The sequence below is a fragment of the Desulfonatronum zhilinae genome (assembly GCF_900182865.1).
Classification (GTDB): Bacteria; Desulfobacterota; Desulfovibrionia; order Desulfovibrionales; family Desulfonatronaceae; genus Desulfonatronum; species Desulfonatronum lacustre.
Genome location: NZ_FXUJ01000004.1, coordinates 133500 through 156745 on the forward strand (window position 1 = coordinate 133500; position 23246 = coordinate 156745).

At 60.3% G+C, this 23246-nt stretch carries 28 protein-coding genes; 20 read left to right on the plus strand and 8 right to left on the minus strand.

Going from position 1 to position 23246, the window contains the following annotated elements; genetic code table 11:
- Positions 1 to 2 precede the first annotated feature (2 nt).
- From AC559A_RS05480 to AC559A_RS05505, 6 genes are all read left to right on the plus strand, one after another.
- Positions 3 to 971 carry a branched-chain amino acid ABC transporter permease gene (locus tag AC559A_RS05480; protein ID WP_498816667.1) on the plus strand — a complete coding sequence of 323 codons (969 nt, stop codon included), beginning with the start codon at positions 3 to 5 and terminating at the stop codon, positions 969 to 971.
- A complete protein-coding gene (locus tag AC559A_RS05485; protein ID WP_498816668.1) occupies positions 961 to 1767 on the plus strand; it encodes an ABC transporter ATP-binding protein in 807 nt (268 codons plus the stop codon). Before AC559A_RS05480 ends, AC559A_RS05485 begins: the two co-directional genes overlap by 11 nt.
- A gap of 91 nt (positions 1768 to 1858) precedes the next feature.
- Complete coding sequence (locus tag AC559A_RS05490) at positions 1859 to 2062, plus strand: addiction module protein (protein WP_028570945.1); 204 nt, start codon at positions 1859 to 1861, stop codon at positions 2060 to 2062.
- Entirely contained in the window at positions 2059 to 2376 is a 318-nt protein-coding gene (locus AC559A_RS05495) for a hypothetical protein (RefSeq protein WP_051434246.1), read from the plus strand. The genes AC559A_RS05490 and AC559A_RS05495 overlap by 4 nt, the downstream gene beginning before the upstream one ends.
- Positions 2377 to 2389: 13 nt before the next feature.
- On the plus strand, positions 2390 to 3121 hold the full coding sequence (locus AC559A_RS05500) for an ABC transporter ATP-binding protein (protein WP_028570947.1): 732 nt from the start codon (positions 2390 to 2392) through the stop codon (positions 3119 to 3121).
- Complete coding sequence (locus AC559A_RS05505) at positions 3118 to 4413, plus strand: phenylacetate--CoA ligase family protein (protein ID WP_498816671.1); 1296 nt, start codon at positions 3118 to 3120, stop codon at positions 4411 to 4413. Before AC559A_RS05500 ends, AC559A_RS05505 begins: the two co-directional genes overlap by 4 nt.
- A 46-nt stretch (positions 4414 to 4459) precedes the next feature.
- Here the strand turns inward: AC559A_RS05505 and hypE are convergent, their stop codons facing one another.
- The 8 genes from hypE to AC559A_RS05545 all read right to left on the minus strand — a co-directional run bounded on the left by hypE (position 4460) and on the right by AC559A_RS05545 (position 8667).
- Entirely contained in the window at positions 4460 to 5467 is a 1008-nt protein-coding gene (gene hypE, locus AC559A_RS05510; protein WP_498816673.1) for a hydrogenase expression/formation protein HypE, read from the minus strand.
- The gene (locus AC559A_RS05515) at positions 5464 to 5886 is read right to left on the minus strand and encodes a type II toxin-antitoxin system RelE/ParE family toxin (RefSeq protein ID WP_498816675.1); all 423 of its coding nucleotides are present in this window, start codon (positions 5884 to 5886) and stop codon (positions 5464 to 5466) included. The genes hypE and AC559A_RS05515 overlap by 4 nt, the downstream gene beginning before the upstream one ends.
- Complete coding sequence (locus AC559A_RS05520; protein ID WP_498816676.1) at positions 5781 to 6011, minus strand: addiction module protein; 231 nt, start codon at positions 6009 to 6011, stop codon at positions 5781 to 5783. Before AC559A_RS05520 ends, AC559A_RS05515 begins: the two co-directional genes overlap by 106 nt.
- Before the next feature lie 273 nt (positions 6012 to 6284).
- Entirely contained in the window at positions 6285 to 6752 is a 468-nt protein-coding gene (locus AC559A_RS05525; RefSeq protein WP_498816678.1) for a hypothetical protein, read from the minus strand.
- A gap of 138 nt (positions 6753 to 6890) precedes the next feature.
- Positions 6891 to 7106 (minus strand): type II toxin-antitoxin system HicB family antitoxin, encoded by a 216-nt coding sequence (locus AC559A_RS05530; RefSeq protein WP_498816680.1) that lies wholly within the window; start codon positions 7104 to 7106, stop codon positions 6891 to 6893.
- Positions 7103 to 7288 (minus strand): type II toxin-antitoxin system HicA family toxin, encoded by a 186-nt coding sequence (locus AC559A_RS05535; RefSeq protein ID WP_498816681.1) that lies wholly within the window; start codon positions 7286 to 7288, stop codon positions 7103 to 7105. The genes AC559A_RS05530 and AC559A_RS05535 overlap by 4 nt, the downstream gene beginning before the upstream one ends.
- 28 nt (positions 7289 to 7316) lie before the next feature.
- Positions 7317 to 8420 carry a hydrogenase formation protein HypD gene (hypD, locus tag AC559A_RS05540; RefSeq protein ID WP_498816683.1) on the minus strand — a complete coding sequence of 368 codons (1104 nt, stop codon included), beginning with the start codon at positions 8418 to 8420 and terminating at the stop codon, positions 7317 to 7319.
- 13 nt (positions 8421 to 8433) lie between these two features.
- Positions 8434 to 8667, minus strand: a complete 234-nt coding sequence (locus tag AC559A_RS05545) for a HypC/HybG/HupF family hydrogenase formation chaperone (RefSeq protein ID WP_498816685.1) — start codon at positions 8665 to 8667, stop codon at positions 8434 to 8436.
- Positions 8668 to 8766: 99 nt separating this feature from the next.
- Here AC559A_RS05545 and AC559A_RS05550 point away from each other — a divergent pair, with 99 nt between their 5' ends.
- From AC559A_RS05550 to AC559A_RS05615, 14 genes are all read left to right on the plus strand, one after another.
- Positions 8767 to 9399 carry an HD domain-containing protein gene (locus tag AC559A_RS05550; protein ID WP_498816687.1) on the plus strand — a complete coding sequence of 211 codons (633 nt, stop codon included), beginning with the start codon at positions 8767 to 8769 and terminating at the stop codon, positions 9397 to 9399.
- The gene (locus tag AC559A_RS05555) at positions 9365 to 10306 is read left to right on the plus strand and encodes a D-alanine--D-alanine ligase family protein (protein WP_028570959.1); all 942 of its coding nucleotides are present in this window, start codon (positions 9365 to 9367) and stop codon (positions 10304 to 10306) included. Before AC559A_RS05550 ends, AC559A_RS05555 begins: the two co-directional genes overlap by 35 nt.
- Before the next feature lie 32 nt (positions 10307 to 10338).
- Positions 10339 to 11541 carry a cofactor-independent phosphoglycerate mutase gene (locus AC559A_RS05560; RefSeq protein WP_498816689.1) on the plus strand — a complete coding sequence of 401 codons (1203 nt, stop codon included), beginning with the start codon at positions 10339 to 10341 and terminating at the stop codon, positions 11539 to 11541.
- A 27-nt stretch (positions 11542 to 11568) separates the two neighbouring features.
- Complete coding sequence (locus AC559A_RS05565; protein WP_498816691.1) at positions 11569 to 12450, plus strand: branched-chain amino acid ABC transporter permease; 882 nt, start codon at positions 11569 to 11571, stop codon at positions 12448 to 12450.
- Between the two features lie 38 nt (positions 12451 to 12488).
- On the plus strand, positions 12489 to 13487 hold the full coding sequence (locus AC559A_RS05570) for a branched-chain amino acid ABC transporter permease (protein WP_498816693.1): 999 nt from the start codon (positions 12489 to 12491) through the stop codon (positions 13485 to 13487).
- Positions 13488 to 13489: 2 nt separating this feature from the next.
- Positions 13490 to 14476 carry a glycosyltransferase family 4 protein gene (locus tag AC559A_RS05575; RefSeq protein WP_498816694.1) on the plus strand — a complete coding sequence of 329 codons (987 nt, stop codon included), beginning with the start codon at positions 13490 to 13492 and terminating at the stop codon, positions 14474 to 14476.
- A 63-nt stretch (positions 14477 to 14539) separates the two neighbouring features.
- Entirely contained in the window at positions 14540 to 14878 is a 339-nt protein-coding gene (locus AC559A_RS05580; protein WP_498816696.1) for a YgiT-type zinc finger protein, read from the plus strand.
- A 37-nt stretch (positions 14879 to 14915) separates the two neighbouring features.
- On the plus strand, positions 14916 to 15686 hold the full coding sequence (locus AC559A_RS05585; RefSeq protein ID WP_498816697.1) for an ABC transporter ATP-binding protein: 771 nt from the start codon (positions 14916 to 14918) through the stop codon (positions 15684 to 15686).
- 16 nt (positions 15687 to 15702) lie between these two features.
- A complete protein-coding gene (locus tag AC559A_RS05590; RefSeq protein ID WP_498816699.1) occupies positions 15703 to 16437 on the plus strand; it encodes an ABC transporter ATP-binding protein in 735 nt (244 codons plus the stop codon).
- Positions 16438 to 16439: 2 nt separating this feature from the next.
- Positions 16440 to 17786 carry a phenylacetate--CoA ligase family protein gene (locus AC559A_RS05595; RefSeq protein WP_498816700.1) on the plus strand — a complete coding sequence of 449 codons (1347 nt, stop codon included), beginning with the start codon at positions 16440 to 16442 and terminating at the stop codon, positions 17784 to 17786.
- Between the two features lie 259 nt (positions 17787 to 18045).
- Complete coding sequence (locus AC559A_RS05600) at positions 18046 to 20229, plus strand: alpha-amylase/4-alpha-glucanotransferase domain-containing protein (RefSeq protein ID WP_498816701.1); 2184 nt, start codon at positions 18046 to 18048, stop codon at positions 20227 to 20229.
- A gap of 52 nt (positions 20230 to 20281) precedes the next feature.
- Positions 20282 to 20983 (plus strand): DNA/RNA nuclease SfsA, encoded by a 702-nt coding sequence (gene sfsA / locus AC559A_RS05605; RefSeq protein ID WP_498816703.1) that lies wholly within the window; start codon positions 20282 to 20284, stop codon positions 20981 to 20983.
- Between the two features lie 19 nt (positions 20984 to 21002).
- The gene (locus AC559A_RS05610; RefSeq protein ID WP_051434251.1) at positions 21003 to 21404 is read left to right on the plus strand and encodes a cupin domain-containing protein; all 402 of its coding nucleotides are present in this window, start codon (positions 21003 to 21005) and stop codon (positions 21402 to 21404) included.
- 82 nt (positions 21405 to 21486) lie between these two features.
- Positions 21487 to 23235 carry a DEAD/DEAH box helicase gene (locus AC559A_RS05615; RefSeq protein ID WP_498816704.1) on the plus strand — a complete coding sequence of 583 codons (1749 nt, stop codon included), beginning with the start codon at positions 21487 to 21489 and terminating at the stop codon, positions 23233 to 23235.
- The last annotated feature ends 11 nt before the right edge of the window (positions 23236 to 23246 follow it).

A 23246-nucleotide genomic window follows, 5' to 3' on the forward strand; every position in this document is an offset into this window, starting at 1 on the left:
CCATGAAGTCTTCAACCCTTCGCCAACTGGCCCCGGTGGCCGCGTTCTACGTCCTGGTTCTAGCCACGCCGACCCTTTTGTCCCATGATTATTACTATCTGAGCATCCTGAACATGGCCGGGATCATCGCGATCATCGTCATGGGGCTGAATCTGCTGTTGGGCTTTGCCGGGCAGATTTCCCTGGGCCATGCGGCCTTGTTCGGGATTTCCGCCTATACCTCGGCGGTGATGACCGCCACCTACGGATTGCCCCTGGCCGTGGGCATGCTCTCCGGGGTGGGGCTGGCCGCCGTGGTGGCCCTGGTGGTGGGCATGCCCGTGCTCAAGCTCAAGGGCTACTATCTGGCCATGGCCACCCTGGGCTTCGGGCTGATCGTCTACATCTTCTTCAACGAAGCCATTGCCCTGACCGGCGGGCCCTCGGGTTTCGTGGGCATTCCCCAGCTTCAGGTCGGCTCGTTCGTCTTTGATTCGGATTTGTCCTACTTTTTTCTGGTCTGGACCACGGTCACCCTGGTGCTGCTGATCTCCCTGAACCTGATCCACTCCCGGGTCGGTCGGGCCCTGATGGCCCTGCACGCCAGCGACAAGGCGGCCCAGTCCATGGGCATCAACGTGGCCCGCTACAAGCTGTTCATCTTCGTGCTTTCCGCCGTGTTCGCCGGAATTGCCGGGGTGCTCTACGCGCACTACCTCAGCTTCGTGGCCCCGTCCTCCTTTGGGTTCCATTTTTCCGTGCAGCTGATCACCATGGTCGTGCTGGGCGGCATGGCCAGCTTGTGGGGCGGCATCGCCGGGACGGTCTTCCTGACCGCCATGCCGGAGTTTTTGCGGGCCTACGAAAACATGGAAGTGATCATCTACGGGCTGATCCTGATCCTGTGCATGATGTATCTGCCCCAGGGCATGGCCGGCGGCGTCTCCAAGCTGATTGCCCTGATTCGCGGGAGGTTCGGGCATGCCCGGTAGCAATGGAGCTGAGCGGATCTCCGCGGGCGACGTGATTCTGAACTGCCGGGAAGTCCATGTCCGTTTCGGCGGGGTGATGGCCTTGACCGACGTGGATTTTCAGGTCCGCGAAGGAACGATCACCGCCTTGATCGGTCCCAACGGCGCGGGCAAGACGACGTTGCTGAACGTGGTCAGCGGGATGGTACCTTGCTCGGAAGGCACGGTAAAACTCCTGGGCCGGGACATGACCCGAAGCCCGGCCTGGGAACGGGCCAAGGCCGGAGCGGTGCGCACCTTCCAGAACCTGGAAGTCTTCACCACCATGAACGTTCTGGAAAACGTGATGACCGGAGCGCATCGGGTGGTCCGCTACGGAGCGCTCAGCGCCCTGTTCAAGACCCCCGGTTTTTTTCAGGGTGAGCGTCGGTGCCGGGAATTGGCCGAGGAAAAACTGGCCTTCGTCGGCCTGGGGGACGACTGGACTCTGCCCGCCGGGGAATTGCCCTATGGTCGACAGCGCCTCCTGGAACTGGCCCGAGCCCTGGCCGCCCAGCCGCGCATCCTGCTCCTGGACGAACCCGCAGCCGGCCTGAACACCACCGAAACCCGCGCCCTGGCCGAGCTGATTCGCCGTATCCGCGACGAACTGGGCATCACCGTGGCCATCGTGGAGCACGACATGGACCTGATCATGGGCGTCAGCGACGCCATCACCGTCCTCCACTTCGGCCGGGTCATCGCCTCCGGCACCCCGGCGGAGATCCAGAAGAATCCGGAAGTTGTCGCGGCGTATCTGGGCGAGGAGGCGGAGTGAGTTCAAAGAGCCATTGGAACCGGAAGCCAGGAGCCATGCTGATTTTTTCTTCCAACGCGAACAGTTTGTTCTTTGTCTAAGGAGCGCTGGTATGATGAATTTGGATATCGCTAAAATGACCGTTCCGGAGAGAATCCAGGCCATGGAACAACTTTGGGATTCTTTGTCACCTCAGGAGAGCGAGATCGAATCACCGCAATGGCATTGGGATATTCTCGACGAAAGAGTGCGGAAAATTGAAAACGGTACCGCCGAGTTTATTACCCTTGACGAGCTTGCAAGCCTCAAAAAATGAAAAAGATTCAGCAAGTCATTGCGTTACGGGAAGTCAGTGGAGATCTTGTTGATGGGAAACATTTTTATGATTTCATTGAGCCGGGGGTCGGAGATTATTTCTGGGACAGTATCATGGCTGATATGAAATCTCTTCTTCTGTATGGTGGCATTCATCAACGCATGCACGGCCTTTATCGCATGCCCGCCAAGCGCTTCCCCTATTCGATATATTATACGATGGAACAGTCGAATGTTTATGTAGTCGCCGTTTTGCCGATGCGCCGGAGTCCGCACGGGATCGTGCAAACACTGACGGGTAGAACAAAGAAATAAGGCCACGTAATCCATGCTCGTTCTGAAAAACGTCGACGTCTTTTACGGCAGGGTGCATGCCATCCGGCGGGTTTCCCTGCATGTGAACCAGGGGGAGATCGTGGCCTTGATCGGTGGCAACGGGGCCGGGAAGACCACCTTGTTGACCACCATTTCCGGATTGCTCCGGGCCAAGGGGGGCAGTCTGGCCTTCGAGGGCCGGGAGATTACCCGGGAGCGTCCGGAACGGATCGTGGTCGCGGGAATTTCCCAGGTGCCGGAGCGGCGTCTGGTGTTCAAGCCCATGAGCGTGGAGGACAACCTGCTCCTGGGCGCGTACCACCGTTACAGCCTGAAGAACAAGGCCGCGATCCGCAAGGACATCCAGGGGATCTACGAGATGTTTCCGGTCCTGGGGCAACGCAAGGATCAGCCCGCCGGGAACCTTTCCGGCGGGGAGCAGCAGATGCTGGCCATTGGCCGGGCCCTGATGGCCAAGCCTCGGATGCTGCTTCTGGACGAGCCGGGCATGGGGTTGGCCCCGGCTCTGTCCCAGATGATTTTCCGCCATGTGGCCGAGTTGCGCGATGCCTTCGGTCTGACCGTGCTGTTGGTGGAACAGAACGCCAAGAGCGCCTTGAAGATCGCGGATCGGGGCTATGTGTTGGAAACCGGGCGGATCATCCTGCAGGGGCCGTCCGAGGAATTGCTGCTGAATCGGGACGTGCAACGCGCCTATCTGGGGCGGGATGTGGAGGTGCAATGATGTTTGAGCCGGAACTGGAGAGCATGGGGCGGGAGGAACTGGAGCAGCTTCAGCTGGAACGGTTGCAGTCCACGTTGACCAGGGTTTCGCGCAACGTGCCGTTCTACCGTAAGAAGTTCGAGGAACTGGGGCTGGACCCCTACGACTTTACCTCCCTGGACGATGTCCGCCAGCTGCCGCTGACCACCCGCCAGGACCTGCGGGACAACGCTCCTTACGGCCTTTTCGCCGTGCCCTTGCGCGAGGTCGTGCGCTTGCAGACGTCCTCCGGCTTTTCCGGAGGGACCACGGTTTTCGGTTACACCCTGAGCGACATCCGGAAGTGGTCGCGGCTCACGGCCCGGGTCCTGGCCTCCGGCGGGGCGAACAAGGAAGACGTGGTCCATGTGGCCCATACCTACGGCTTGTCTACCATGGCCTTTGGCATGCATTACGGCGCGGAGACCCTGGGGGCCACCGTGGTTCCGGTCTCCAGCGGCAACGCCCGCAGGCAGGTGGGGATCATCCTGGACTACCGGGCCACGGCTCTGGCCTGCATCCCCAGTTACGCCCTGTTTTTGGCCGATGTGATGGACGAGATGGGCGTGAACCGCAACGCCCTGCCCCTGCGTTGGGGCTTGTTCAGCGGGGAGGTCTGGTCCGAGGCCACGCGGCAAGCCATCCAGGAGCGGCTGAACATCACGGCCACGGACAACTACGGGGTCAGCGAGGTCATGGGGCCGGGCGTGGCCGGAGAATGTCTGGAGCGGCGGGGTATGCACATCCAGGAGGATCATTTCCTGGCCGAGATCATCGACCCGCAAACCCTCCACCCGGTCCCGGCGGGGCAGGTGGGCGAGCTGGTGTTGACCACCTTGACCAAGGAAGCCCTGCCCATGATCCGCTTCCGCACCGGAGACCTGACCCGGCTGATCCCGGATCCCTGCTCCTGCGGGCGAACCTTCACGCGCATGGAGCGCATCCAAGGCCGCAGCGACGACATGCTGATCATCCAGGGGATCAACGTCTATCCGGAACGGATCATGGCCATCCTGGCCGAAACCCACCATGTCCAGCCGAACCATCTGATCGTGGTGGACCGCCATGGCGGACTGGACAAGGTCATGCTCCTGGTGGAGGCGGACATGGTCGAGCCGGATCAGATCAAGACCCAGCAACGTTTCATTGAGCTGACCCGGCAGCAGCTGGCCATGGAATTGGGGCTGGTCTTCGAAGTGAAGCTGGTGGAACGCCAAACCATCGCCGAACTGGAAACCGGTACGGGGCGGGTGGTGGATCGGCGACACCCGTAGTCAATTACCCGAAGGCAATTACCCGTAGTCAATTACCCGAAGGCAATTAACAGATACGCGGCAGTTGCTCGCCTTCGAGCATGTCCAGCAGACGTCGGCCTCCCAGCGGGGTTTGCAGGACCACCCGGCCGGGGTGGTCGGGCTGGATGTCGCCGATGTGGGCGGCGTTGGCGCCGAACTCGTCCTGGCGCATGATCTCCAGGGCCTGTTCGGCGTATTGGGCCGGAAGGATGCAGATTAGTTTGCCCTCGTTGGCCAGGTAGAGCGGGTCCAGGCCGAGGAAGGAGCAGCCCGCGGCCACTACGGGGTTCACGGGCACGGTCTCCTCGCGGATCAGGCACTGCACCCCGGACTGCCCGGCGATTTCGTTGAGCGTGGTGGCCAGGCCGCCCCGGGTGGGGTCGCGCAGGACGTGGATATCCGGGATGGCGCTCAGCAGCTTGGCGATGAGGTGATTCAACCCGGCGCAGTCGCTCTGGATCGGGGCTTCGAAGCTCAATCCTTCCCGGGTGGCCAGAATGGTCAGGCCGTGATCGCCCATGGTGCCGCTGATCAGGATCGCGTCGCCCGGCGCGGCCCGGTGGCCCTGGGGGCAGGGCTGCACCAATATTTCACCGATTCCCGTGGTGTTGATGAACATCCTGTCCACCGCGCCCTTGGGCACCACCTTGGTGTCGCCGGTAACGATCTTCACCCCGGCCCGGTTCGCGGCCTCGGCCGTGGACCGGACCACCTGCTCCAGCACGTCCAGCTCCAACCCTTCCTCCAGAATAAATGCGCAACTCAAATAGAGCGGTCGCGCCCCGAGCATGGCCACGTCGTTGACCGTGCCGTTCACGGCCAGTGAGCCGATGTCCCCGCCGGGAAAGATCAGCGGGGTGACGGTGAAGCTGTCCGTGCTCATGGCCAAAGGGCCCGTGGCCTGAATCAAGGCCGCGTCGTCCAGGCGGTCCAGGACGTCGTTGCTGAAATGCTTCAAAAACACGTCCTTGATCAAACGATGCGAAGCCTTGCCGCCACTGCCGGTGTCGAGGAGGAGTCGTGGTGTGGTCATGATTTGATGGGATGAGGTGGTGTAGTATTTCTGTGCTTCCAGTAATCGGGATCTCGGTGGAGGTGCATGACCGCTACGACGATGATTTCATCGGGACGTTCCCGGAAAAGGACGCCAAAGGGAAATGTCTTGGTGAGACATCGGCGGACATCAAGCTCCACGACGGGGTAAAGACGAGGATTGACAACGACACGGTTGACTGCGTCCTGAACGGCCGTCAGGAATCGCTTGCCGAGATCGGGTTGCTGCGTTTCGTAATATGCAGCCGCTTCGGTCATCTCGATTTCCGCATCGGGGTAGAACCTGACTTTTTTCATGTTAACGAAGAGTAAGCTTTGGCGAAGACCTTTTCCGCATCGCGAAGGTCTAGTGTTTCGCGATCCATATGGGCGCAACGCCGTCGAACCTCTTCCTTCCATGTGGCGGACAAAGGTGGAGTGTCGGGCACATCAAGACTCTCGATCAGTTTCTCGGCCACAAAGGCGCGTTGTGCCGGGGGGAGGGTCATTGCTTCGGTTACGACTCTTTCAGCGGTGGTAGCCATGATGTGTTATGTCTCTTGTTGGAGAAAAGTAAATGGATAGTGATAATTATGTTGCTTCCGCGAGCTTCTGCAAGATGCCTCAGTTATAAGACAGGCAGGCTCGATATGCGGTGGGGATAGAGAGCTCCTGTTTTCATTCGGCCAGAAATTTTTTTTGACAGAGGACATGGTCCGTAGGCTTTAGCGCTTTCGTGTAACATTACGGCTAAGCTGTGGAGCGCAAGCCGCAACGCGGCGTAGCGTCCCCGCACGAGCGCATTGTTAGCAGAATTTTTAAGCAAGAGTTACCTTAAATGAGCCTTTTGGATATTCTGATGGCTTCACAGGGAATGAGGCACCACATCCAGTACAGTCATACGTACCAGACGCAACCCGCCTGTCTTGTAGTGGGTGTATCTGTCTCCTAGTTACACAGCTTGGACAAATGAAATGGTGAGTACCTTCTTTCGACTGATAAACAATAGCTCCACCTACTGTTGCTACTAACTGATAATTACTAATTTTTTCTTCCCAATTAGCATTTTCTGATAATTTTTGCTTTAAGTTATTGTTTTCTTCTTGAAGTCTAAACATCTGTTCTCTTAATTCATAGAGAGCATCTTGAGCTTCACCAACTTTTTTTACAGCTTCGTTTACTTTGCCGAGTGCATCAGCTTCGTTCTTTAACTCGTTGTAAGAAGAAAAGACGTCTTTTGCGATTTTTAAACCATCGTAGGCCGACTTAATTGTTGCCAAGTCCATCGATGTCTCCTCTTAACCAGCTAACAGTATGATCTTTTTAGCCCCACGACATCCCACACACGTTTCAGAAAAGGTATGAGTACCCCCTTCCAATTCAAAGGCTGCCTGCCCGCAAAGTTCAGCGTTTAAAAAACATCATTATGCGAGTACTTCACAATACGCAGGGTAAGAGCGGGGAGGGGGGGCTAGAAAGCCGTCTTCCTTTAACCCTTCAAGGTGGAATTGTATTGCATCTTTCATAGTGTTCTCGACATCTTCACGCGTTTTACCTGTTGCAATACAACCATCCAAGTCCGGAGAGAAAGCTGAGAAACCTGTTTCCGTTTCCTCAACAACTATCAAATATTTTTTCATTTTACCCCCGATTGCTTGTAGATACTGCCAAGAGTCCCAACTGCCACATCATCACCCGGCTTTCCTGAAATTGTCACTCGTCCAGGTTTGACCGGGTGTTTAAACTGACGATGGCTGCCTTTGGTCGCAACGAGAAACCAGCCATCACCTTCTATCAACTTGATTACATCCCTGACTTTCATTGTAAATTTCAGGTTTTAAGCCTTGTCATTACAGCGCATACTTATAATACGCCGCACAACTTCCTTCCGTGGACACCATACAGGGGCCGACGGGGGTGGCGGGGGTGCAGGATTTGTTGAAGAGGGGGCAGTGGTTGGGTTGCATTTTGCCTTTGAGCACGTCGCCGCAGCGGCAGCCGGGCAGGGGGGGGAGGTCGTGGACCTCTACGCCCAGGGTCGTGAGGGCGTCGAAGCGTTGGTATTCACCGGCCAGGGCCAGGCCGCTGTCCGGGATGCGGCCCAGGCCGCGCCAGAGGGCGTCGGATACGGTGAAGACCTCGGACATGACTTCCCGGGCCTTGGGGTTGCCGTCGTCGGCCACGGCTCGGGAGTATTGGTTGACCACCTGGGGCCGGCCGGTCTTGCGTTGGTCGATGACCAGCAGCAGGGCTTGCAGGATGTCCAGGGGCTCGAAGCCGGTGACTATCGAGGGAACGCCGTGCTGTTCGGCCAGGAAACGGTAGGGCTCGACGCCGATGATCGTGGAGACGTGGCCGGGGAGGATCAGGGCGTCCAGGTTGACCTCGGGATCCTGGAGCAGGGCGGCCAGGGCCGGGGGGACGAGCTTGTGCATGGCGAAGACGAGGAAATTGTCCAGGCCTTGCTCTTTGGCGACCTTGATGGTGGCGGCCACCGTGGGGGCGGTGGTTTCAAAGCCGACTCCCAGAAAGACGATCCGGGACTCGGGGTGCTTGCGGGCCAGGGCCAGGGCGTCGAAGGCGGAATAGACGATCTCGATCCGGCAGCCTTCGGCCTGGGCCTGCTTCAGGCTGGTTCCCTTGGGGCCGGGCACGCGCATCAGGTCGCCGAAGGTGGCGATGATTACGCCGTCCTTGCGGGCCAGTTCGAGAAAGGCCGCCACCTCGCCTTCATGGGTCACGCAGACCGGACAGCCGGGGCCGGAAAGGTGGCGGATCTCATCCGGGAGCAGGGAGCGCAGGCCGCTTTGAAAGATGGCCACGGTATGCGTGCCGCAGACTTCCATGAAGGCCAGGGGGCCGGGCAGCTCGGCCCGAATCCTGTCCAACAGGTTGCGGCACAGGGCCGGGTCCTTGAACTTGGCCAGCATGTCCGATGCTGTATTCGAGGCCATTGTCTCGTCCCCCTCAATGGACTTGAAGGTTTAACCCTTCCTGAAACAGCTTCAGGGTCTCCAGGGCGTCTTCCCGGTCCAGGCGGCGCAGGGCGAATCCGGCATGGACGATCACGTAGTCGCCGACCGAAGCCGGGTAGTCGATGATGTCCAGGCGCACCTGGCGCTTCACTCCGGAGATCTCCACGTCCGCGACGTTCAGTTCAGTATTGATGCTTTTTACTTCCATGGGTACGGCTAAACACATGAGGTGTCTCCTTTTGCATTTTCATTGCGCTGTTGATAAGCTCGATAACTTGGCCTGTCAAACCAATAGCGGGTCGGTAGAGGTCCGTAAGGGAGCGCCATGAGCTTGGACGTCGTCAACAAAACTGAGGGTGCCCTTGTTCCGTTTCCGGACGGCTCCGAATGGACGGAGCGGGCCCGGACGCCCTCTGTTGAACAGTGCCGGGAAATGTGGGCGCTTTGGGAGATGCCGGAGCACATCCAGACGCACAGTTTGCTGGTGACCCGGGTCGCCCTGGGCATCGCCGAAATGGTCAGGGAGAAACTCATCACGTTGTTGGATATCGATCAGGTCCTGGCCGCGGCGATGCTCCATGACGTGGCGAAGCTCTACACCATCCGCCACGGCGGCAGCCACAGCCAGATCGGGGCCGCGTGGGTCCAGGAACGGACCGGAAACCCGGTGGTGGCCAGGGCGGTGCTGCATCACGTGGACTGGCCCTTTGCCATGGATGTGCACCGCTATCCGGTTTCCCTGATCGTCTGCTACAGCGACAAGCGGGTCCGGCACACGGAAATCGTCACCCTGGACGAGCGGTTCGCCGATCTTCAGGAGCGCTACGGCGTGAACGCCAAGGCGCGGCAACATATTCAACAGTCCCTGGAGCAGGGGCGGGCCATTGAGCGCCTGCTCGGCGAGGGATTGAAGGTGGAACTCGATGCGTATTCTTTTGATTGCCGGCGGATGGTCTGACGAACGCGAGGTTTCCCTGAGCGGGGCTGTGGGGATAGAGGCCTCGTTGCGCCGCCAGGGCCATGCGGTGACGCTCTTTGATCCGCGTGACGGCCTGACCAGGCTGCCACAACTGGTGGAGGATTTCGACTTCGTTTTTTTGAATCTGCACGGGGCCCCCGGAGAGGACGGCCTGGTGCAGGCCATGCTGGACCGCCTGGGCAAGCCTTACCAGGGCAGCGGGCCGGCCGGCTCGATCCTGGCCCTGGACAAGGCAGCCTCCAAGGCTTTGTTCGTCCAGAACAATCTGGCCACTCCTCCGTGGTTTTTCGTGCCCGTGCGCTTTGGATCGAACCATGGCGATCGCCCGGGTTCCGGCCTGCTTGCCGATATGCCGTGTCCATTCGGTCCGCCCTACGTGGTCAAGCCCAATCTCGGCGGGTCCAGCCTGGGAATCGAGGTGGTGCGCGAGCACGGCGGTCTGGCGCCTGCCGTGGAAAAGATTTTGAGGGAGGGACGCGACGTGCTGGTGGAGCAATACCAGCCCGGAGTGGAGGTCACCTGTTCGGTCCTGGGGGACGAGGCCTTGCCGCTGATCCTGATCCGTCCCGGCGAGGGGGCGACGTTTTTCGACTACGACAGCAAGTACGTTCCCGGCCGGGCCGAGGAAATCTGCCCGGCTCCCTTGCCCGGAGACGTCAGCCGGGCCATCCAGGCCGTGGCCCTGCACGCGCACCGGGCTCTCGGCCTGCGCGGGTACAGCCGGGCGGATTTCATTTTGCACGAGGGGCAGGCCCATCTTCTTGAAGTGAATACCCTGCCGGGAATGACCGCCACCAGCCTACTGCCCCAGGCCGCGGCGGTGCATGGCCTGGACTTCGACCACCTGCTGGCCCGGTTGATTGAGCTGGGGGTGCGGGGGTGTTGAGCGCTGGAAACGACAAGGAAAGAGAAGAAGGCATGAACGCGAGAAAAACCGTTTTTTTGATCGCCGACGGCATGGGTGACTGGCCCGTGGACGAATTGGGCGGCAAGACGCCCATGGAGGCCGCGGACACCCCGCACATGGACGCCCTGGCCCGGGAAGGCATGGTCGGCCTGTGCCGGACCATTCCTGAAGGCATGCCGCCGGGATCGGACATCGCGAACATGGCCCTGTTGGGCTGCGATCCGGCCATGCACCATACCGGGAGAGGACCCATCGAGGCCGCGGCTCAAGGCTTGGTGCTGGAGGCGGAGGATCTGGTCTGGCGCTGCAATCTGGTCCGGGTCAGCTCCCTGGAGCCGGACGGCGTCATGCAAGACTACTCCGCCGGGCACATCGACACGCCCACGGCCACGGCCCTGGTGGAAATGCTGCAACGCGAGCTGGGCGGGACGGACGCGGTTTTTCATCCAGGCGTCCAGTACCGTCATCTGGTGGTGCAACCGGGTCGGGTCAGGGCCGCGGAAGCCGCGTTGGCCATCCGTCCGCCCCACGACATCCTGGACCAGACCCTGGGGCCGGATCTGGCCGCGTACCAGCACTGCCCGGAACTCTGGCGCGTGGTGCGCGAGGCCGCGGTTCTCCTGGGCAATGCCGAACGCAACTCCTCCCAGGCCAATGCCGTTTGGCTGTGGGGCCAGGGACGCCCGCTGCATCTGCCGGACTTTCAGGACCGATTCGGACTGACCGGAGCGGTGATTTCCGCCGTGGATCTGGTCAAGGGCCTGGGCCGGGCCATGGGTATGGCGGTTCTGGACGTACCCGGCGCCACCGGGTACCTGGACACGAACTACGCCGGGAAGGTGGCCGCGGCCCTGGATTTTTTAAAGCAGGGCGACTTCGTCTTCCTGCATGTGGAGGCTCCGGACGAGTGCGGACACCAGGGCGGCCTGGACAACAAGGTCCGGGCCATCGCGGACTTCGACGCGCAGGTGGTCGGGCCGATCCGGGACGGGCTGCGAGGTCTGGACGCCGCGATCCTGGTGGCCTGCGACCACTTCACGCCGCTGATCAAGCGGACCCATGTTTCCGATCCCGTGCCCTTCCTGTTCTGGCACGCGGACGCCAAGGCCTCGGGCGTCCCGAGTTTCAGCGAAGCCCGGGCCGCGTCATCCGGGTTGATGCTGGAACGGGGCGAGGATCTGCTGCCCTGGGCGCTGCAACGATCCGCACTCTAATCCGTTCTTTTCGCCTCTTTCCTTGCTATGCTCCTTGACCAACTTCCGCAATTCCTGCTGTCCGGCCTGACCTCCGGCAGCATTTACGCCCTGGTGGCCGTGGGGTTCTGCATCATCTACAACGCCACGGGTTTGGTGAATTTCGCTCAGGGTGAGTTCGTGATGCTTGGGGGCATGCTGATGATCGGGCTGACCCAGGACATGGGCTTGGCCATGCCGGCGGCTTTTGTGACGAGCATCGCGGCGGCCATGCTGCTGGGCGTCTTTCTGGAGCGGGTTCCGTTGGGCTTGGCCAGATCCCGGCACATCCTGATCCTGGTGCTGGTCACCGTGGGTTTTTCCATTGCCGCACGCGGGGCGGCTTCGTTGATTTGGGGCAAGACCGCCCGGGCCTTGCCCGCGTTTTCCACCGAGGCCCCGCTCTTACTGGCCGGTGCGGTGATCTCTCGTCAGGCCCTCTGGATATTGGCCGTGACCATGACCTGCGTGGCCCTGCTGCATCTCTTTTTTCAGCGTACCTCCGTGGGACAGGCCATCCGGGCCGTTTCCGACAATCGTCACGGCGCGGTCCTGGTGGGCATCCCCGTGGCCCGGATGGTAATGGTTTCCTTCGCCCTGAGCGCGGGTTTGGGGGCCACGGCCGGGATGCTCATCGCGCCGATCACGGGCATGCACTACAGCGCCGGGGTGATGCTCGGGCTGAAGGGCTTTGCCGCGGCCATTCTCGGCGGATACGGCCATGTCTGGGGCGCGGTGGCCGGCGGGCTGCTGCTGGGCGTCCTGGAATCCCTGGCGGCCGGATTCATTTCCTCGGCCTACAAGGACGCCTTGGCGTTTCTGATCCTCCTTTGCGTCCTGTGGGTTCGACCAGCGGGATTGTTCGGCCAGGCCGCGACGAGACGGGTGTGAGGGGGAAGGATGAGCGAAGCGAAACCAGGACATTGCGGATGAACAGGAACGAGAGGGGGCGTCGAGAGGGAGGCAGGGCGCGGTTGGCGTCCTGGACGCCGTATGCGGCCCTGGCGGTGGCCGTGCTGGTTACGCCCTGGGTGGTCACGGACACCTATTTGCTCTCTTTGGGCAGCCTGATCGGGATTTTCGCCCTGGCCGTGACCGGCCTGAACCTGCTCATCGGCATGGCCGGGCAGGTTTCCCTGGGCCAGGCCGCTTTCTTCGGTCTGGGGGCGTACGGTTCGGGCGTTCTCAGCGTCCATTTCGGGCTCCCGGTGGGAGCGGCCATGCTCGTCGCCGTGGCCGTCGCCTGCCTCGTGGCCCTGGTTTTGGCCGTGCCCACGCTCAAACTGGAAGGCCATTATCTGGTCATGGCCACCCTGGGCTTCAACATCATTTTTACGATCGTTTGCATCCAGTGGGAAGCCGTGACCGGAGGCACTTCCGGGCTGTTCGGCATTCCCGGCATGGAACTGGCCGGATTGAACCTCAGCGACGACCGCAATTTCTTCTATCTGGTCTGGGCCGTGCTGCTCCTGGTGCTCTGGCTGTGCGCCAACTTTCTGCGCACCCGCCCGGGCCGGGCCTTGCGCAGCCTACACCAGGGCGATCTGCTGCCGGCTTCGCTGGGCGTGCCGGTGACCCGCTACAAGGTCGGCCTGTTCGTGGCCGCGGCCCTGCTCACCGCCCTTGCAGGAGCCCTGTACGCCCACTATTTCCAGTTCATCAGTCCGCACAGCTTCGACATGTTCGTCTCTCTCCAACTGGTGACCATGACCGCCCTGGGCGGCCTGGGCAACCTTTGGGGCGGCATCTTCGGCGCGGCCTTCCTGCTCCTGCTCCCGGAATGGCTCCACGCCTGGCCCGACCTGATGATCCTGCTCCACGGCCTGATCCTGATGCTTGTCCTGATGTTTTGCCCCAAGGGACTCTTGCCGGCGGTGAGCGCAGCAATGGGGAAAGTAGTTCATGGCACCCGGAGGACTCGGAGATAATTATGAATATTTGTATTGTTTCGCCTGGAACAATTCCCCGTAAGTTTTATGGAGGAACTGAAAGAGTCATTTCTTGGTTGGCGACCGCCCTCAGCAAGGCAGGCAATCGTGTTACTCTTGTCGCTCCAAAAGGCTCATCTCATCAGCATGTGTATTCTCTCCTGGAATATGATCTTCCTTCTGGAAATATCAATTCCAATCCACCAGAAATATTGTCATTGATTCCGAAAGATACTGATATTGTCCATATCCACTTTGCTTTCGGAAAAACCATTCCTTGGCCGACGTTAAAAACAGTACACGGCTATCCGTTTCATTATACTGGAAGAGAGGTTTATGCTTCTCCTGATGAATTCGATCAACTGACAAGTTTTGTCAGTGATTCGCACCGCAATGTCTGCGGTTTGCCGAATAATCCTTTTGTTTATAACGGCCTCGAACCGGGTGAGTACATTTTTCGTGATAAGAAGCAGAATTATTTTCTTTTCTTGGGTAAAGTTGATTGGAACGTAAAAGGACTTTATCCTGCCCTGGATATTGTAAATAAGACGGGAATTGAGCTTGTAATTGCTGGCGATTTTCTTGATCCGGATTTCTACAAAAAAGAGCTTCGCTCACGTTTGACTACAAAAATTCAATACATTGGTCCTGTTGGAGGTAAGGAAAAGGCTGAATTGCTAGCAGATGCAAAAGCTTTGCTTTTCCCTACACTTTGGCCAGAACCTTTTGGCCTTGTTAGCATCGAAGCTATGATCAGTGGAACACCTGTCCTTGGCACACAGAATGGAGCGCTGCCTGAAGTTATCGTGCATGGGAAGACTGGGTTTCTAGCCGATAGAATTTTAGAATCCATTGAACATATTTATAATATAGATAGAATTGTGCCTAGTGATTGCCGATCGCATGTTCTTAAAAATTTTACAAGTTCACGAATGGCAAAAAATTATGTCTCTTTGTATAAAAAAATACTTTCACTATATGTGAAGTAGTTGTAAGAATTTTTCCAAAATAATTTATCCGCATATCATATTTTATAATTAGAGATGCAAAGAATGAAAAGAAATAAAAAGCATTTTTTTCGTTGCCTGGTAGTCAAAAAAGATTATGTTGACTATTTGTATTCCCATAAGTGGAGATGTAAGTTTTTCTCGAATACCCCTGCTGAGATATGTTTGAAATGCGGCATGATTTACTATGATGCTGAAATTTTGAAGGCCATTGAAAATCATTTTTTTTCTGTCTATCCAAAACAATCCAATATATATGAAGATCCAGTAGAATTTCTTGGGTATGGCAAGAAGTTCGGAATGTCAGGCTCTACAGATGGATGGATGCGTGAAATGCGTGATGGTGAAGAAAATGATACGGTGTCCACAGGGAATACGTCTTGATCTATATCTCAGCACTACTATATCAAGATAGAGTTCCATGAGCGCCAACGAATCCTTTCTCCTCTCCCTGCGCGACATCTCCCTGCGTTTCGGCGGCTTACAGGCGCTTTCGAACATTACCGTGGGCGTGTCCTCGGGGTTGTGGACGGCGTTGATCGGGCCTAATGGGGCTGGGAAGACGTCGCTTTTGAACGTGATCTGCGGGCTGTACGCGGCTCAGCGCGGGGAGGTGGTTCTGGGCGGGCGGCCTTTGGACGGGTTGGGCGTGCATCAACGGGCCGCGCTGGGGTTGGCCCGGACGTTTCAAGCCGTGCAACTCGTGCTGGAGATGCACGTTCTGGACAACCTACTCCTGGGGCTGCATTGTCGCGGTCAGGTTGGATTGTTTGGCCATTTACTGGGCAGCCCTGGCAGTCGGCGGGAGGAGCGGGCCTTGCGGGAGACGGGCTTGGCCGTGCTGGAACGCTACGATTTGGCCGACGTTTGGGACCGGCCGGTGAGCGAGCTGTCCTTGTGGCAGCGCAAGCTTCTGGAGCTGGCCAGGGCCGTGGTGGGCGAGCCTCGATTGCTGCTTCTGGACGAGCCCATGGGCGGACTGACCATGGCCGAACGGGAAGCCATGGCCGAGCTGCTGCACGATCTGCGCGGCCGGGGGCTGAGTATGGTCATGGTGGAGCACGACATGGATATGGTTATGACCCATACGGATCATGTCCTGGTGCTGCATCATGGCCGGTTGCTGGCCCAGGGGCCGCCGCGAGAGATTCAGGCTGATCCGGACGTGATCGCGGCCTACCTTGGGGAGTAGAGGGGAGTAGGGGAACATGCTGCGTATTCGCAATGTGAGCGCCGGATATGCCGGGATCGCCGTGCTGCACGGGGTCAGTCTGCACGTGGCCCAGGGCGAGACGGTTTGCCTGGTGGGGGCCAACGGGGCGGGGAAAAGCACCCTGTTGCAGGTGGTCAGCGGGTTGATCCGGCCCTTTTCCGGCGAACTGCGGTTCGAGGACGTTGATCTGTCGACCCTGCCGCCCCACCGGATCGTGGCCGCTGGACTGGTCCAGGTTCCGGAAGCCCGGGAGCTGTTTCCGTCCATGACCGTGCGGGAGAATCTGGATCTGGGAGCCTTCGCCCTGCGCCGGGCGGCCCAGGCGGAGATTCGGGCTAATCGTTCCAGATTGCTGGAACTGTTTCCGGTTCTGGGGCAGCGTCTGGAACAGAAGGCCGGCACCTTGAGCGGCGGCGAGCAGCAAATGCTGGCCATTGCCCGGGCCCTGATGGCCAAGCCCCGGCTGCTGATTTTGGACGAACCGTCCCTGGGGCTGGCGCCCCTGGTGATCAAGGAGATTTTCCGGACCTTGCGGGATCTGCGGACTGAAGGCCTGACCATCCTGCTGGTGGAGCAGAACGCCCTGGCGGCCATGCGCATCAGCGACCGGGCCTACGTCCTGCAGGCCGGAAGGATGCTGCTCAGCGGCACGTCCGAGGAACTGCAGGGCAACGATGATTTTCGCCGGGCGTACCTGGGCCGGGACTACAAGGCAAAATGGGAGCGCTGATCATGGAGCACGCCATCTGGAATCCGCAAGCGGAATGCATGGATCGGGAGAGCCTGGGGCAGATCCAGTTGGAACGCTTGCAGATGACCCTCAATCTGGTTGTCCGCAACGTGGATTTTTACGCCAAAAAATTTCGGGAGATCGGGCTGCTGCCCGAGGATGTCCGGGACGTGAGCGACCTGGCCGGGCTTCCGTTCACGACCCGGGACGACCTGATCCGGGCCTATCCCTACGGCCTGTTCGCCGTGCCGCTGCGCAACGTGGTCCAGTTGCGGCTGGCCGCTTCCAGCGTCGAACCCATCGTGGTGGGCTATACGCGGCAGGACCTGCGGATGTGGACCGAGCTGATGTGCCGGGCCATGACCGCGGCCGGAGCGGGGCGCACGGACATCATCCAGGTGGCCTTTCACTACAGCCAGTTTCCCGGAGCCTTCACCTTCAATCAGGGCGCGGAATCCCTGGGTGCGGTGCTTACCCCGGCGGCCACGGTGTCCGGGGCCTTGCAAATCAAGATGATGCGGGACTTCCGCTCCACCGTGCTGGCCGGCACCCCGGCCTTTGCCCTGAGCCTGATCAAGACGCTTCAAGATGTGGAAAGCCGGACATCGGCTGAAGGCTCAGGCCAAGGGGAAAGCGGCTCCGGGCTGCATCTGCGGGTGGGCCTGTTCGGGCCGGAGGCGCTGCAACCCCAGGTGCGCGGGCTGCTGGAGCGCGGCCTGGGGCTACGGGCGTATTCGGTCTACGGCGTGGCGGAAATGGTCGAGCCAGCCCTGGCCGCGGAATGCGTCCAGCAAAGCGGCATGCATCTGGCCGAGGACCATTTTTACGTGGAGATCGTGGACCCGGAAACCGGCCGGCCACGCGCCCCCGGCGAGGAAGGCGAGGTGGTGGTGACCAGCCTGACCACCCAGGGCTATCCGCTGATCCGTTTCCGGACCGGGGACATCAGTAGGCTGCATTTGGCGGCCTGTCCCTGCGGCAGAACCTCGGCCCGGCTGTCCCCGGTTTTCCGGCGCAGCGACGACGCTGTTTCGGTTCGCGGCATCCGGGTCCATCCCGGGGTGGTGGAGCAGGTGATCCGGGAAGTCGCCCCCCAGTCCCCGGATTTTCGGCTGGTGATTCAGACGGTGCACGGGCTGGGTGACCAGGTGGAACTGGTCCTGGGCCATCCCGAGGACGGCCCACTGCCCGGGGCGACCCTGGAGACCCTGCGCGCTCAACTTCGCCGCGTCCTCGGCCTCGGCCTGCGCCTACGTCAAGTTCCGGCCAATCGCCTGCCGCTGGCCGGATTGACCTACAAAACCACGTTTCAGGAGCGCGAAACTCCGGCTTCGGATCTCCCGTTTTGAGGGGTGGGTTCAGGATTCAGATTCAGGTTGCATAGCTACGCATTTTGTAACTACTCAGTACATTTTTTGTCCGCTCTTGCTCCGGCAATCGGTATCGGGGTCGGCGCTTCGCTATCGGAGTCGGAATCGAAACAGGAAGATTTAGAACGCATCCCAGCGTTTTCGATCCCGATCCCGATCCCGATACCGACCCCGGCAACAGAATTACTCTGTGCTGAGTAGTTACCGCATTTTTTTAAGTATTTCGAGAGGAACATACATGTCGCGGAGTCCGGTTTATTTCTCCCTGGTGCTGCATTTTCATCAGCCCGTGGGCAATTTCGACCATGTTTTCGCCAATGCCTACGATTTGGCCTACAAGCCGCTGTTGGAGCACCTGTGGGACTATCCGGATATCCGGGTCGGGCTGCACTTTTCCGGTTGTTTGTTGGACTGGCTGCTGGAGCATCGGCCCGCGGTGCATGAACAGGTGGGCCGACTGGTACGCCGCGGGCAGGTGGAGATTCTGGCCGGCGGGTATTACGAGCCCGTGCTGCCCATGCTTCGGCCCGAGGACGCCCAGGGGCAGGTGCGGATGCACATCCGGGCCATGGAAGACTTCTGGTCCGTCACGCCCACCGGGCTTTGGCTGACCGAACGGGTCTGGGAGCCGCACCTGCCGTCCTGGCTGGCGCCCTTGGGCCTCCGCTACAGTCTGGTGGACGACAACCATCTGCATCGGGCCGGAGTGCGATGCCTGCTCGGAACCTGGCTGACCGAGGACTGCGGCCATCCCTTGCGCCTGTTGGTCAACCTCAAGCCGCTGCGCCGATTGATTCCCTGGCAGCCTCTGGACGCGGTCTGGGCCATGCTGGGCGATTTGGCCGCCTTGGGCCGGGACGTCGGCATAGCCCCGCTGGCCTGTCTGGGGGACGACGCCGAGCGATTCGGACTGTGGCCCAGAACCCACGAGCATTGCTGGGAACAGGGCTACATGCGCCGCTTTTTCGACGGGTTGCTGGAGCGGCGGGACTGGATCAAGACGGTCACTCCGACCGAGTACATGGAGCGTCACGCGGACCAGGGCCGGGTCTACCTGCCCACGGCCTCTTATCTGGAAATGATGGACTGGGCCATGCCCACCCAGGAGGCCGCGACCCTGGGGACCTATCGCCGGGCCTGCGAGACCCAGGATATTTCCCGGTTTCTGTCCGGCGGGTTCTGGCGCAACTTTCTGGTCAAATATCCAGAAGTGAACTGGCTGCAGAAGCGAGGGCAGGATCTTTCCCGGGCCCTGGACGGGCTAGCCGTGGAACGGGGCGGGGACGCAGCCGTGGAGTCGGGTCGCAAGCGGGTTTGGGCCAGCCAGTGCAACTGCGCCTACTGGCACGGGGTCTTCGGCGGGGTCTACCTGACCCATCTGCGTCAAACCAATGCCGCCAATCTCCTGGCGGCCCAGGAAGAGTCCGGCCTGTGGCCATCTCCCCACTGGTCCGTTCGGGACGTGGACGTGGACGGACGTGAGGAACTGCATGCGCGGTTCGGTCCCTGGCAGCTCTTTCTGAGCCCGGCCAACGGGGCCGCGGCCAAGGAACTGGACTACCTGCCCAAGCGCCTGAATCTGGCCACGGCCTTTGCCCGCCATCCCGAACCGTATCATCAGGCCCTGCGGGAAGCCGCGGAAAAAGGCGAGGTGATCACGCCGGACCATCCGCAATGGAAGGAGTTCTTCCATATCCACTCCGCGGAAGTGCGGGCCAAGGAGCCGGGGCTGGAACGATTCCTGGACTATGACCGGTTCGACCATATGCCCTTCGCGGATTATCTCCTGCCGGACGAGACCAGTCTTGATGATCTGACCCACGGACGCTTCCAGCCCTTAGCCAGCTCCTGGCAAACGGCCATGACCTGGGAGGTTCGGGAACTGAAGGAGGGGATGGAGGCGGCGTTTGCGGGCCGGATGGCTTTTACTGAAAAGTCTTCCGAGAAGTTTTTTGGGGTGCCTTCCGAGAAGCCTTTGGGAAAAACTTCGCGATGGCTGGATGTGGAGAAGTCCTTTCGGTTGTTCACGGATCGGGTGGAGGTGGATTACCGGATCACGGCATGCGGGGGGGATGTCCGAAACGCGATCTGGGTCACCGAGCTGGCCTTGGGCCTGACTTCGCGGTGTACCGGACGATCTCATGGCAATGGCGGCGAGGAAGAAGAGAAAGACCTCGAACAGTCCTGGAGTTTCGCTGCTCTCGCGGACGTGACCTTTGCCTGTCCCTATTCCCAGGGCCGGTTTCTGGTGGAGGTCAGCCCGGAGGCCACGTTGCGCCATGTTCCGCTGTGGGCCGTGACCAAGTCCGAAAGCGGCTTCGAGCGCACCCCTCAGGGCTCGGCGTTTTATTTCTGTCGTCCTCTGCGACTGCTCTCCGGCGAACAGGAACGGTTTCGTCTGAGGTTGCGGTTCGTCGAGTAGGGGCAGGTCACGGACCTGCCTCTACGGAACGCGAAGTGCCGAGATTATCGAAATGTTGCTCCCCGAGCCTTTGATCACTGGTGTTCTGATCCGGCGCTATAAGCGCTTCCTGGCGGATGTCCGCCTGGAGAGCGGCGACGTGGTCACGGCGCACACCCCGAACACCGGGTCCATGCTCGGGTGTTCGAGTCCGGGCAGCCGGGTCTGGTTGAGCCGGGCGGAGAATCCCAAGCGCAAGTATCCCTGGACCTGGGAGCTGACCGAGTCCGAGTCCGGCATGCTGGTGGGCATCCATACCGGACGGAGCAACGGCTTGGTCTGGGAGGCCCTGGCCGCGGCAAAGGCGCCTGAACTGGCCGGATATCGCCCCGTGCGCCGGGAGGTCGTGGTGGAACACGGACGGATCGACATGCTTCTGGAAAACGCCGAGGGTCGCTCTTGCTACGTGGAGGTCAAGAACGTCACCGCGGTGGACGAACAGAAGGCCGCGATCTTTCCGGACGCCGTGAGCGTCAGGGCGTCCCGGCATCTGGAAGCTCTGGCCGAACTGGTCGCCAAGGGACACCGGGCCGTGATTTTTTTCTGCGTTCAGCGCGGGGACGCGCGAAAGCTGTCCCCGGCGGACGCCATTGATCCGGTTTATGGTCGGACCTTGCGCCGGGTGTTGGCCCAGGGCGTGGAGGCGTTGGCTTGGCGGGCGGAGGTTTCGCAACGGGCCATTGTCCTGGAAACACCGTTACCCGTGGTTTGTTGAAGAGGATGACGGAGGAAGAATGACGACGAGAACGCCCTTGACGCACCGAGGCTCCATGATGGACGAATACTTTTTCGAGGAGCGCTGTTTCATCAGCGAATGGTGGAACTCCGTACAGGACGCAGACGTGTCCGTGGCCAGGGCCCGCGTCCTGCCCGGCGTCACGACCCGCTTGCACCGTCTGCGCGGCATCATGGAGCGGTACATCATTCTCGAAGGCCAGGGCCTGGTGGAAATCGATGGGCGGCCTGCCGGAACCGTGACGCCTGGAGACGTGGTCCTGATTCCCCCAGACGTTTCTCAACGCATCAGCAATCCCGGGATTTCAGACCTGCTTTTTCTGGTCGTGTGCACCCCTCGATTCGTCCCCGAGGCCTACGAGGATTTGGAAAGCCCGGACGGCATCAAAACGGATCAATGATCCCGTGACCATTTTTTTTTGTAACATCTCAAGTCATAGCGACCACGGCTCCCAAGCCAAGAACCCAAAAGGAATCCTGACCATGACAATTGAACGCTTTGAAGAACTGAATCTATCCGAGGAAACACTGAAGGCCATTCAGGAAATGGGTTTTGAGGAGCCGTCGCCCATCCAGTCCCTGGCCATTCCCATGCTGATGCAGGGCCGGGACGTCATCGGCCAGGCCCAGACCGGAACGGGGAAAACCGTGGCCTTCGGCATTCCGGTCCTGGAAAAGGTCGACCCCGCAAGCCGGGACATCCAGGCCATCGTGCTCTGTCCGACCCGAGAATTGGCCATCCAGGTGGCCGAGGAGCTGAATACTCTGGCCAAATTCCGCAAGGGAATCACCGTGCTTCCGGTTTACGGCGGGCAACCCATCGACCGGCAGATCCGAGTGCTGCGCCAGGGGGCGCAGGTGATCATCGGAACCCCGGGCCGGGTCATGGACCACATGGATCGCGGGACCATCAAGCTGGACAAGATTCGGGTCGCGGTCCTGGACGAGGCGGACGAGATGCTGGACATGGGGTTTCGCGAGGACATCGAGAAGATTCTCCAGGCCGCGCCCACCAATCGACAGACCGTGCTCTTCTCCGCGACCATGCCTCCTGAGATTCTGCGCCTGGCGGACACGTACCAGACGGACCGGCTGCTGGCCAAGGTGTCCCAGAAGGTGCTCACCGTGCCGAACGTCGAGCAGTTTTTCTACGAGGTGCCCCGTGGCTCGCGGCTGGAGGCCATGTGCCGGATCATCGACGTGTTCAACCCCAAGCTGAGCATCGTTTTTTCCAACACCAAGCGGAGCGTGGACCAGATCGTGGAGCACCTCCAGGCCCGAGGGTACATGTCCGAGGGGCTGCACGGGGACATGAACCAAGTCCAGCGCGACCGGGTGATGGGCAAGTTTCGCTCCGGCAATGTGGAGATTCTGGTGGCCACGGACGTGGCCGCCCGGGGCATCGACGTGGATGATGTGGAGGCGGTCTTCAATTTCGATATTCCCAGCGACGTGGAGTACTATGTGCACCGTATCGGACGCACGGGCCGGGCCGGGCGAACCGGACGGGCCTTCACCTTTGCCTCGGGCCGGGAATTCTACAAGCTGCGGGACATCCAGCGGTTCACCAAGGCCAAGATGGTCCAGCGCAGCGTGCCCAGCGTGGGCGACGTGGAGCAGGCCAAAACAGAAAAGTTCCTCAGCGGGATCCGGGAGAGTATGGTTCAGGGTGGTCTGGAAAATCAGGTTCGAGTGGTGGAGCACTTTTTGGAGAACGAACAGGTCTCTTCCCTGGATATGGCCGCGGCCATGCTGAAGATGCTCATGGGCCCGCCCAGGGAAGAGCAGAATGACGCGCTGCTGTTCAACGAGCAGTCCCGCGGTCGGCCCGGAGACCGGGATCGGGACCGGGATCGCCCTAGTGGCCCTCGCTTTCGGGAGAGCGGACCGCAACAGGGCATGACCCGGCTGATGCTCAATGTCGGCCGCAATCAACAGGTGGAAGTGCGGGACGTGGTCGGGGCCATTGCCGGAGAAACCGGTCTCTCGGGCAGGCAGATCGGCAAGATCGTGATGCAGGACAACCGCTGCTTCGTGGAAGTGCCCACGGAATTCGCCAAGGACGTGGTCCGGGTGATGGACGGAAACCAGATCCGGGGGCAACGGGTCGAGGCCAAGGAAGTCTCCGATGGCGGACGAGCCGACGACGACCAACGCCCCATGCGCAAGCGACCGGCCACGGTTCGTCCGTTTCGGGCCAAGCGACCTAACTCGCAAGGCTGGGACAGGTAGGCGCGGCGGGC